Below are 10,930 nucleotides of genomic sequence, written 5' to 3'. Positions count from 1 at the left end.
CTCTTCCTATAAGAATTTTTTAAAAAATTATGGAGGAGGAGAAATTGGAGGTGAAGAAATATTCAGTATTTATGAAATCTGCGCAGGTATTCCTGCTGGTGATATTGTTTACCGAAATTTGCTCGATAGAAGAGATGGCTTTACGGATCCCAAACAACTTGTTATCTGCACAACTGATTTTGGTGAAACCTTTTATTTTGATTATACGCAGTTTCGGGATGGTGAATGCCCACTCTATCTTAAGTATACATCTGAAGATTCCGAATATTACGCGAGTAATTTTTATGAATTTCTCTGCAAAAGAATTAAAGAGTATGCAGGGGAAGATTCATGAAAACTTATACCTTAGATGATGTTATGCAACTAGTTGATAAATAGGATAATTGCGATTTATGAAAACATCTCAATAGAAACTGATCATTATAGAGATGAGCAAAATACCTTTTAATAGACCGTGTCAGTGTTGTCAGCTCTTTTTAGACCCTATATTATTTTTTTTAATGATAAAAAAATTAAAACATTATATTTCAATAGGTTAGTGTTTTAAAAACATAACTCATATCAAGAGTACAACCTTTAAAGATAACCATGATGTGAATTGATTAAAACTTGTCAGTTATGTGTCAGTAAATTGAACTGACAAAATAGATTATTTTAGTGAGTGATTAAAATGTGCTTTATGATAAAGTATGTGATCCTTTAAAGCCTTTCAAAAGATAGCTTGTAATTCATAAGAAGTACTATCAAGACCATTATGGTTATGAGTTTTGAGTATTTTGAGGGTTCCTTTTACCCCCCCTTTACATATTTTTCAATAAAAAATAAAAGTCATTATATTTCAATATATTATTTTTTATCAATTTTTCAAAAAACAACCTATATCAATAATACAACCTATAAATTCAACTAATGATGTATGTTTTGTAAGGGTTTTGAGGGTTTAAGAAACCTTCAAAACCTATAAGTAATATAAGAAAATGAATATACATAACCCTCTTTAAACAAAGCTTTTGATAACAATAAAGCTATCATTTTAGATTACGATATAACATCTTAAAGGCAATGTAAAAGAAGCGTATTCACTTTAAAATGGGATTTCTTAAAAGTCTTAAAGCAATCAAAATAAGAGTATTTAATAGTGCAAGTTTCTTCTTTTTAGAATAACGCATATAAACACTCCTTTTAAAGATTATATGTAAGCAATTTATAAAAGGGATATAATAACCTATAGGTATAAGACCTTATACCCCTTGTGAGTTTATTATACTCATCATGTGAGCATGCATTATAAGCTATTCAGTTTCTCTAATTTCTAGTTTTGGTAGGTTCTTAACGATTTTCATTGTCTCTAAACTTATGGTAATAACCCTCTGAAATAACTCTAGAGGGTAGGCAGGGTTGCCAATGGTTTCAACAGCATAGTGATTGGCATCATTGACAATACCACTCTTTTTATCAGTCTTTACGCATTGACGCCCCATAACCCATTCAAGAGCAGGTTTGCCATTGACGATATACTCATAAGTTTCAAGAGGGATATCTGTTATTGTGATATTGCTGTTATATATAACTGTTTATTTATCTTTCTCTTTACCTACTTTTGCGAATTTCATTTCTGTAACGTAATAGAGTTTCTCAGAATTAGAGATCTCTGTTTGTTTTGGATTACCCTTTTTAAATCTGACTGGATAAGGCTCTACATCTTCATAGTTTACATGCAAATGACCCAGTTTACGCCCTGCTGTTACAAACTTCCAAAAATCATTAGCACTCTTTACGCAAGGGATACGAGGCAATTCTTTAGAGAGGTTATCAGCATAACGAGTACGGTAATCTTCCGAATGAAGTAGACCGTAAACGTAATAGAATAGATCATCTTTTGTTATGGTCTCATTAGGATAAGCAGCTTTAAAATATGCTAGCCCTTCATCCGTAATGGCATCACGCTTCTGTAAACCAGCATTGATGCTTTTTTCTATAGAATTGGTAAATAAATGAGTTTGTTTCTTGTTTCTATCTTTTGAGACCGTAGTGTCTTCGTAAATATAGCGTGGAAAGCATTGCCCCGTATCTATTGCATGAAAATCAGGTAGATCTCTAGTCATAATAACAGAAAATCCACTTCTTGCTCCTATAGCAGAAACTTGTATCACTGTATTTTTGATCATTTTTTCTACAGGAAAGATACGAGGCATTTGATAAATTGCTTCATTAAAAATGCGATTATAATAAAGCCACTGTCGTGTAAAAGGACGATATAAACTTTGAACAAAACCATCTTCTTCAAATTTTAAAATATTACCTCTTGCTAATTGTTTTTTATATTCAAACTCCAACTTATCTTGCTTGTATCTGAATTAACAAAATTATCTACAGCCTTTGTACGTGATTTACTGTCAGTGTGCGCATAAGCATTATTAAAACGTTCTGCTTCACTGTTATAGAAGGCAATCATGTTACTCATATTTTTCGCTAAAATTGCACGACTTGAATTGTATGCCCAAAGATCACGACTTGTCATAATACCACGAGAAAACGTTTCAAACAGTTTTTTGTCATGCCCTTTCTTAACACCCAAGGCTAGAAATGTTTCAAAACTGTTATCACGTTGATTTATCCAATCCCCATGTTCATCCGGTGTAATTACTTTCCAACCGTTTTCACATGTAATACCACCAATACTACCAAAATATTGAAGCCTCTTAAGTTTTTTTTCGGTAGAAAGATTATCTCCAATATCATGATAGTAAATTTTACAATCTCCAGAAGCAGTGGGATTTTTGATAAATAGCGTTACCGCAATACCAGTCATACTACCATTGCCGAAAATATTTTCACCTTCTTGAGCAACTCCATTGCTTAACATATTCTTGCGAAGATCCCCTCGTAAATTAAGTACATAAATGCTCGTAAATCTTTGGCTAAAGATTTTCGTAAACTGTTCATTGTCGATTTTTCTGCGTAACCAGAGCCAGAAACAAAGCCGATTACCCCAGCATTATCAATACGGTCACTAGCCCAGCGTATAGCACGAATATAACTGTCATAAAAATTTCGCGTATTCATTGATTTAGATTGAGAAGCATAAGTCTCACTGATCCGTTTATCTAAAATAGGATAAGGAGTATTCTTCGCACTGTCATTGGCATTTTTTTGTCCCACTGAATAAGGAGGATTGCCAAAGATAACTTTGATATTTAGATTTTTCTGGAGTTCCAAATATTCACTGTTTTCTTTAAATAATTCTTGTAACAAATCTTTCTTTTCAAGCATTCGAAACGTATCAGCCAAACCAATATGCTTAAAAGGAATATACTCACCTTTCATAAGACTATGATAAGTCGATTCAATGTTAATGGCTGCTATGTAATAGGCGAGCAAGCAATCTCGTTGGCATGGATATCATGACGAAATTTATATTCCATGTCCTCTGGTTTGATCAGTTTAGATTGTAAAAGCCTTGTGATAAAGGTACCTGTTCCAGTGAAAGGGTCGAGAATGGAGACTCCTCGTGACCCCAAGCTTTTTCCAAACTCATTACGCAACACATCATCAACAGAATGAATGATAAAAGCACAGTTAAGATGAGAGAGCGTTCGACCAGAGTTAGAACGTTTCCATTGATAACCCAGGAGTAAATACTCCACGGAATAAAAGAGATTATTATGTTAAACATGGCGCATCCTCCTTTTTATATTTGATAGAAAACTTACCGCAAGTGCTTCGTTTTTTAGTTTCCGTATGAATATAAAAAACGCCACCCGGTTCACACTCTGTATCCTGTTTAATGGTCAACTGATAGGTATCTCCCGGATAAACTGATTCAATGAACTTTACTTTTTTCAGCGCAACAGATGCGATATTTTTCGCCCTACCCTGCGTGGCCAAAGCCAGAACCATCTCAATCAATAGTGAACCAGGACATACGGCGCGGGAGGGGAAATGTTCCTCAAAAAGCGGGTGATGCGCATTAAAGGGAAAAGTACAAGAATCTCCGGTTACGGAGGAAATCTTACATAAATCGCCTAGTAATGGAAGAGCGGCTTTCTCAGAACACGAGCTAAGGAAGCAGACCTTACTGACCATGATGATTGGCTGCGCAATAACGGCCCTGCCATTGCCGTATGGGCTGGCCTTACAGTGAATACGGTAGGTCTCATTAATGCGTTCAATATGTTCTTCAACGCATAACCGATCGCTATCAAAATGGGTGGTAGAGAAAAACTGTTCAACCATAACAGGGAAATAGCGATAAGTGAGATCCGAGTTTTTAGCCACCACGGTGGCGAATCGAACTGAAAACTGATGCAAGGCTTCGAGTAACAAGCCCTGTTTCAAATAGTTATGGGCTAAATTCCATTGAGAAATATCGATTTGCCCGCAAGCACGCATCGGTGCGGTTAAGGTGATACTCTGACATATACTCAAGAAATTTGGCTCGGTGCAATGCTTTATAGCCATAATTTGGGGACTTTTTTATATTTTTTTCTTAAATCCTTTGATGATAAACCGAAGGAATGAGCACTAAACCGCGCTTGATAGTGCGCGAGAAGTATCGGCATACGACAAACGAAAAAAGCCAACAATCCCAGCTCAGGAGAAGCCCGATGTTTGCTCATGATGCTTGCAATTAGAAAATCGACATTGGCTTGCAGTCCTGTATTGTCCGAAATAGATCGCGCAAGCGAACTGAAGGGGCGCATAGGCATCTGAAAGCGTGAAAAAAAGAAATCAACTCGGACATCCCGTTGCATAATCGGGTAACCAAACCCTAGCCAGGGTTTGTCTTTGCAATAATGCGTTACCGCCGGCCTCAAGATTCCCGGCTTCAATCTCATGGAGGACACTAGAAAGTCGCATGATAGCATATTTGCAGGCTCCCATATGCGCCGGGGCCAGTGGCACAAAACTCACCGATTAGTGCAGAAATGACGTCGCTCTTGGTACTGGCAATAAATCTTATCGTGGTGGTTGTGGGGGTCACAATACCAAACCCGCCCAGCAGTAGAGACATGCACCGGCAAAGCATATCAATATCCCAGTCGGAAGAAGCTTCCTTGCTAGTTAATGCTAACCAAAAAGCACGCTCAAAGGTATTGCAATTTTCGATCTCCGGCGAATCGGAAAACTGTTGGGAAGAGCGCGCCAATGCAATAATCCACGGCATCAGCAAGATAATTTTAAGACAACCACCGTCGCTTACGGGAGCCATGACCTTACCCTGAGCCGCCGAAACCTCAACTTGCGATAATAACATCATAAAGCGCTGCGTTAAACTCAAAGATGGCAATGCATTGATCAGTTGATGCATCGCCTGCAGTTTGGCTGTAGGGTTCGTCTTTTGCAGTTCGGCGCTAGCATTCTGAATCAGCCGATCCATCTGTTCTTCATTAAGAAGGTTGCCGGTCAGTGCAAACCATGCGTTCTGCAAATAAAGGTTTTCATCGGCAATATCAATCAAATTACATCCACGAATAAACAATACGTTATTATCTAAATCATAATTATCAATAACATCATCTGACATGATTTACTCCTGCTGCTCCGGTGACACGCTATAAAACCTTATGTTGACATTTATCGTATGCGAATTCCCTGATACAATTTCATTACACAAATTATCAAGTTGCATTACAGGATTCCCTTGCGTCATAAACTAGCAGGCATTTTCCTCTGGATGAGAAAAGCAAATCGCTATATTCGACGAGGGTGAGATTAATACGCCCGCGCTTTTTCATATAGGCTTCATAAATATCCGGCAAATGATAGATTTCCTCAGTTAGTTCGGACAAATCAAGGTTGTGAAATACTTCGCAGCAGATTTTAATATCCATAATCTCTTGTCTATCCGCGGATAAAGACAATACAATTTGAACAATCACATCGGGCAATCTTCGATTAATAATTTTGAATATTTTTTCATGGCTAATCAAATTTCCCATGAAATTAAAATCAACAGCATTGCGTTTAATACCTTCAAAATAGAGGTCACCATTTTCAACGGATAATGTGCCCATATCGCCCACGGAATATCTGATAAGTTTGCGCGAGACATCGGGATCCAGCGATGTCACTAGCAGCCCTCTCTTATCTTCATATTCAAAGAAGAAATCATCGCTGAAGAGCAGGTACCGATTAAGCCGCCCTTCGGAGGACATACCAATGAAACCGCACTCCGACAAACCATATAAACCAATTATCCGCAGATCGGCGCCCAGCATCTCGCGCAGATAGTTTTCATGCACACCCAGCATCGATTCACCGGTAAAGAGCACTTTTTTAATTGCCAGTGGAATCCCAAGGCTGAGCATAGCTTCAACGAACTGAACGATGGTGCTGGGCACGCCAAACAGTACCGAGAGCCGTATTTCAGCCAGAAACTCGAAATGACTCTTCAGCAGCAGGGCATATCGCCAACCGGCACGACATGTGCACGGCAATGTTTTACAATTTCACACGCCAAGTAGTGTAAAGATGAAAACAGATTAATCGTAAACAGGTTGCCAACAACATCCCCTGGGGAAAAAAATTGCCGCGCGCGCAGGTTACGAATTAAATTATGCTCTGATGAGCTGACCGCTTCCTTACTGGATTTTAGACGAACGCTGACCATTTTCATCGCCCCGGTGGTGCCGCTTGTAGCACCAAGCAGCATGGGTAAGTGTTCAGCCGCAGAGTCCAGTTGAGTCAAAGAACCACTATCACCAGTGGTCGAATAAACGCGTGTACTTATCCTAACCGAATCGCGAAAAGCAATGTAATCGAGTGCATGGCAGCCAGTTATTGCCGTTATACGTGGTTGCATTTTTGCATACATTTCAGCACAGAAATAATCCATGATAACTCAGACCTTTTTAATGAAAATTTCACAGCCCAGAGCTGCTAGACCTTCTCCACGTCTCACTGTCCAGCTCATCTCACTAAGATCGCAGCCATATAAAAAATCGGTGATACCGGCTAATGTAAATTTTTCTTCTGTGGACATAGCTGCCACACCGCATTCACGACGTGATTGGTTAAAAACACCCAGTGCTGTTTCTTCTGCATCAGCTAGGGGTTCATGGATGATAATACGACCGCCGCGATCTAAAACACGGCACAACTCCTGTAATCCTTTTTTAGGTTCAGCCCAGTGATGAATTACGGAACGGGCATAAATCATTGAAAAGGAGTTATCGGGAAACGGTAAATTGCTGACGCTGGCTTCAATGATGTTGAATGCATGCTGGTATTTTAACTCGGTACATTTTTAAACACAAAACTGAACCATACGGGGATCAATATCAACCCCGTAAAAGAAATAGTCTGTGAGTTTTTGGGAGCGGTAAAGCTTGAAAAGCATGTGGCCAGTTCCCATGCCAATATCGAGAATTTTTTTTCGCAGAAGTAACACCAGATGCTTCTTCCAGAACTCTTTCCATCAAATACGCATTCCACGGTGATGTACCTTCAGTAGCATACCTTTCATAGTGCTCAGGGGTGATATTTACCAGTAAATCATTCATCACATATTCCTCTAAATGAAGCTAGTTATGGCATTGCCATAAACTCGTTAAAAACTAACTGGGTATAGAAACGGTTACGTCCTCATATAAGAGGTCATCTAAAATAATTGATTGCAAACATGCATCCAGCAAAACAACTGTTATCACAGATTGACAAAGATAATAGCAGTTACAAATAAACGTCATCCCTTTAAACACAAATGTATTCCCAACGTACCGAAAAACACATCGCGTCCTGTCATGTTCAACTAAAAAGTAATCATTTATATCAAAAGTACACGCCGAGATGGCGCATAATGCCTTATACAAGCTCTCCATGCAGCTAAATATTGTGGTGCATAGCCGATTATCCAGCACCTGCCCTTCTGGAAAGTTCGCGCATTTTTCACAGTAATCTAGCATAAATGGCCTCGGTAGTTTTTTTCTCAATAAATTCGATATCAACCACGACAGACTGAATCCGCGGATCATTATTAAGCAACATAATACTTTTACTCCGTCCATGGCTCACAGAACTGTGTGACATCTTTACATCTGGCAAAATCCGTTTAAATATATCGATAAAAAGTACCTTCGCCATTTCACGGCGCAATATCATTCTCGATGTACGTCTCGTCAATACAGGCAAATAACGATGAAGCCTATCAATAGCTAAAAAATAGGTATAAAAAGAATGCCTCACAATGCACAGATAATTGTTTGCACGGCGATTAATATACACTCTGCTCATACCATGAGCTTTATCTACACGGTACATTTTATTTTCCCTGTATTTGTCGTGGCAATTTTTCTGATATTTACTTTAAATGCATACTGATACCATTTATCAGTCAATAGTTTAGTAACGACTTTAACCTGCTCACTATTTGCCGACATATCAAGATTGAGATAAAGATCGCCGTTCTGTGCTTTTGAAAAGTAATGCCTTAAACATCCGGCATACTTAATAATGTCATTTGAGATCAGTTGAACTGGGATAAACTTACCATTGTGTTTAAATTCATTAACGGCTCTGGCTATCCAGTAATAGCATTCGGATTCATCTTTAACAAACAGGTCGCCGGAATCAAACCATTCATCACGCGGCTTTAATTGCAAGGAACTATCAACATAACCATCACACGCGAAAGGCGTTTTATAAAACGTACGGCGCACTGAATCAGAAGCATCCGCCCGATCAATGGGGCGCAAATCAATTTTTATATCACTCACCAAAGCCTTACCCGGCGCTACAACGCCATATTTACTGGTTCTTTCAATCGTGTAGCGAACAGATCTTATTATGAAACAAGCGCGGTCCGGATTCGGTCTGACCGAAGTTATTCCATAACGTCGTACATGATGAGAGGATACCCGATGCTTGTACGGTGAGCAAACGATCGGATGCATTCAAGATATTTTGCACATGGATTCGGCTTTTGGTAAAAATGTCGCTTACTACCAGCATCCAGTCACCGATTAAAGGCAAGTTGGTAATGCTATAGTGCGAAACGAGTTCACCAATATTACTTATTTGAAATTTTTCAAATACCAGTTTTCTATCCGATAAGAAGGCACATAGCATAGTAGAGAGACCATACATATACTGCACTGGGAAATAACACAATGAGCAATCTTCATTACTTAGTCCAAGAGATTGGCTCACCGCGATGGCATTCTCAATCAGAATATTTTCATGATATTGAATCAACTTGGGTTTACTGGTTGTTACGGAGGTACAAAAATAGAAATGCGCGCACGGTATGCTGTAAAATCAGCCAGATTTTCGTTCACAGTTGAAAGACAGTGATCAAACGCGATATTAATCCGGTGACTGATGATATTAATATCCCTGACTTCATGGCTCATTACAACAGCTGCAATGCAATCAGCATCAACCAGTATATCAACAATGTCTAAATCATGAATACTGACGATCCAAGCTTTCAATTTTAGCACAGACGCAACAAAATAGCTAATCATGCCTTCGAAATTATTTCTAATCACAAAAACAAACAGCTTATTTTGCTCCCCTTGCGGGCGATCACGACAATATCTAACTACTGTATCTGCACACCCTTTTGTCATCATGCTGACATCCTCTGCCGAATAATGACTGTGATGACAAATCACTTGCCAGTTTCTTTCTAATAAGGAATATATTGTTAGCATGAGGTGTCCCTTACAGATATTGTGGATTCTCTAAAACCAAGCAGCTTGCGCCACCGCCCATACCAAATGAGTTTTTCAATGCGTATTTAAGCGGTCGGTACTGATGCTCCCTCACAAGCGCAATACCAGCGGGCAATTGAGGATCGATTTCATCACAATTCAAAATTTTGGGCAAAACATTGTTCCGAAAAGAAACCAGTACACCCAAAATTTCCATCGCACCGGCAGCAGCAATCAGATGCCCGTGCCAAGATTTTGTCGCCACAATCGCCGGGTTGTGCGCGCCAAAAACCGTTCTGATTGCACTGGCTTCGTGCTGATCATTTTGTACTGTCGATGTCCCATGTGCATTCACAAAATCAATAGCGGTACGGTCAACATCCGCATGTTCGATGGCCCGCTCCATCGACAGTTGCATTTCGAGATCATCTTTATGCGGCGCTACAATATGCTGTGTGCAAAGTGCACCGCCGTAACCCAATAAATAGGCCAACGGCTCACGCTGCCGCGCCAATACGTTAGATAATTTTTCAATAACAAACAGACCTGCACCATCCGCTAAAACAAATCCGCTACGATGCCGATCAAAAGGCCGCGAACGCCGTGGTCCACTGTAGTTTTGATCAGTCGATATCACTCCCATTCCTTCTAATCGTGCAAGGTATAAAATCCATTATTGCACCACCATCTTTACGCTTAATAAAAATGCAAGACAGTTTCTATCAACCTATTTACAACAGCAATATTATCATGACAGCTATCACTCGAAGTTTATGATTATATTGTGAATAGTCACTCTGCTTTTGAATGGGGTATGAGACACTAATGCGTTAAGATTAATAAAAAGAGTAGCATTATTAATGATAGCAATTACTACTCTGTTGAGATTATTAGCACTCGTTACTTATCTATTGGAATTTTTTAAACGAGTTATTACTATAAGCTTAGAAACCATGAAAGTCGTTAGAAACTTTACCAAAATTAGAAACTTAGAGAAACTGAATAGATTTATGAAGTTAACTTACCTCATAAGGATTTCTTGAGTACTCATTTAAAACTACAATCTATAAGTTAATCATTTTGTGTTGATTATATACAATCTTGAAAGGAATAATATATCATTGCGACCTCCTGAAAAGAGAGGATTTAAAATTTTGAAAACTCTTATTTAAATTGCTTTAAGACTTTTAAGAAATTCTCTATTAAACAAGATTAGATTTTTCTGGATTACCTTTAAGAGATTATATCACAATTTAAAATGAGAACTCTATACT

Annotated in this window: 11 protein-coding genes and 2 pseudogenes; 1 reads left to right on the top strand and 12 read right to left on the bottom strand. The window is 38.7% G+C overall.

Going from position 1 to position 10,930, the window contains the following annotated elements; translation table 11 throughout:
* Window positions 1-334 (top strand): SMI1/KNR4 family protein (locus ACFILT_RS03815; protein WP_375679614.1); only part of this gene is annotated, 334 nt, incomplete at its 5' end.
* A gap of 958 nt (window positions 335-1,292) precedes the next feature.
* Here the strand turns inward: ACFILT_RS03815 and ACFILT_RS03810 are convergent.
* The 12 genes and pseudogenes from ACFILT_RS03810 to ACFILT_RS03755 all read right to left on the bottom strand — a co-directional run.
* Window positions 1,293-3,572, bottom strand: a pseudogene (locus ACFILT_RS03810) (type ISP restriction/modification enzyme); the annotation flags it as partial.
* A 91-nt stretch (window positions 3,573-3,663) separates the two neighbouring features.
* Window positions 3,664-4,461, bottom strand: coding sequence for a beta-hydroxyacyl-ACP dehydratase (locus tag ACFILT_RS03805; protein ID WP_375679613.1), 798 nt, complete (start codon window positions 4,459-4,461; stop codon window positions 3,664-3,666).
* Window positions 4,452-4,754 (bottom strand): hypothetical protein, encoded by a 303-nt coding sequence (locus tag ACFILT_RS03800; protein ID WP_375679612.1) that lies wholly within the window; start codon window positions 4,752-4,754, stop codon window positions 4,452-4,454. The genes ACFILT_RS03805 and ACFILT_RS03800 overlap by 10 nt, the downstream gene beginning before the upstream one ends.
* Before the next feature lie 92 nt (window positions 4,755-4,846).
* Entirely contained in the window at window positions 4,847-5,527 is a 681-nt protein-coding gene (locus ACFILT_RS03795) for a citrate/2-methylcitrate synthase (RefSeq protein WP_375679611.1), read from the bottom strand.
* A gap of 94 nt (window positions 5,528-5,621) precedes the next feature.
* Complete coding sequence (locus ACFILT_RS03790) at window positions 5,622-6,440, bottom strand: hypothetical protein (RefSeq protein WP_375679610.1); 819 nt, start codon at window positions 6,438-6,440, stop codon at window positions 5,622-5,624.
* Window positions 6,395-6,838 carry a hypothetical protein gene (locus ACFILT_RS03785; RefSeq protein ID WP_375652982.1) on the bottom strand — a complete coding sequence of 148 codons (444 nt, stop codon included), beginning with the start codon at window positions 6,836-6,838 and terminating at the stop codon, window positions 6,395-6,397. The genes ACFILT_RS03790 and ACFILT_RS03785 overlap by 46 nt, the downstream gene beginning before the upstream one ends.
* A gap of 6 nt (window positions 6,839-6,844) precedes the next feature.
* Window positions 6,845-7,342: pseudogene (locus ACFILT_RS03780) on the bottom strand (class I SAM-dependent methyltransferase).
* Window positions 7,284-7,505, bottom strand: a complete 222-nt coding sequence (locus ACFILT_RS03775; protein ID WP_375679615.1) for a hypothetical protein — start codon at window positions 7,503-7,505, stop codon at window positions 7,284-7,286. The pseudogene ACFILT_RS03780 and the gene ACFILT_RS03775 overlap by 59 nt, the downstream one beginning before the upstream one ends.
* Before the next feature lie 385 nt (window positions 7,506-7,890).
* Window positions 7,891-8,262 carry a hypothetical protein gene (locus ACFILT_RS03770; RefSeq protein ID WP_375679609.1) on the bottom strand — a complete coding sequence of 124 codons (372 nt, stop codon included), beginning with the start codon at window positions 8,260-8,262 and terminating at the stop codon, window positions 7,891-7,893.
* Window positions 8,250-8,717, bottom strand: coding sequence for a hypothetical protein (locus ACFILT_RS03765; protein WP_375638575.1), 468 nt, complete (start codon window positions 8,715-8,717; stop codon window positions 8,250-8,252). The genes ACFILT_RS03770 and ACFILT_RS03765 overlap by 13 nt, the downstream gene beginning before the upstream one ends.
* Window positions 8,718-9,212: 495 nt before the next feature.
* On the bottom strand, window positions 9,213-9,656 hold the full coding sequence (locus ACFILT_RS03760) for a hypothetical protein (protein ID WP_375679608.1): 444 nt from the start codon (window positions 9,654-9,656) through the stop codon (window positions 9,213-9,215).
* A gap of 10 nt (window positions 9,657-9,666) precedes the next feature.
* A complete protein-coding gene (locus tag ACFILT_RS03755) occupies window positions 9,667-10,293 on the bottom strand; it encodes a hypothetical protein (RefSeq protein ID WP_375679607.1) in 627 nt (208 codons plus the stop codon).
* Window positions 10,294-10,930: the final 637 nt, after the last annotated feature.

Origin of the sequence: Bartonella sp. AP7XZML, assembly GCF_042195745.1 — a bacterium.
Lineage (GTDB): Bacteria > Pseudomonadota > Alphaproteobacteria > Rhizobiales > Rhizobiaceae > Bartonella.
Note: the sequence above shows the minus strand (reverse complement) of the source record. Positions and strands in the feature narration are given on the sequence as shown.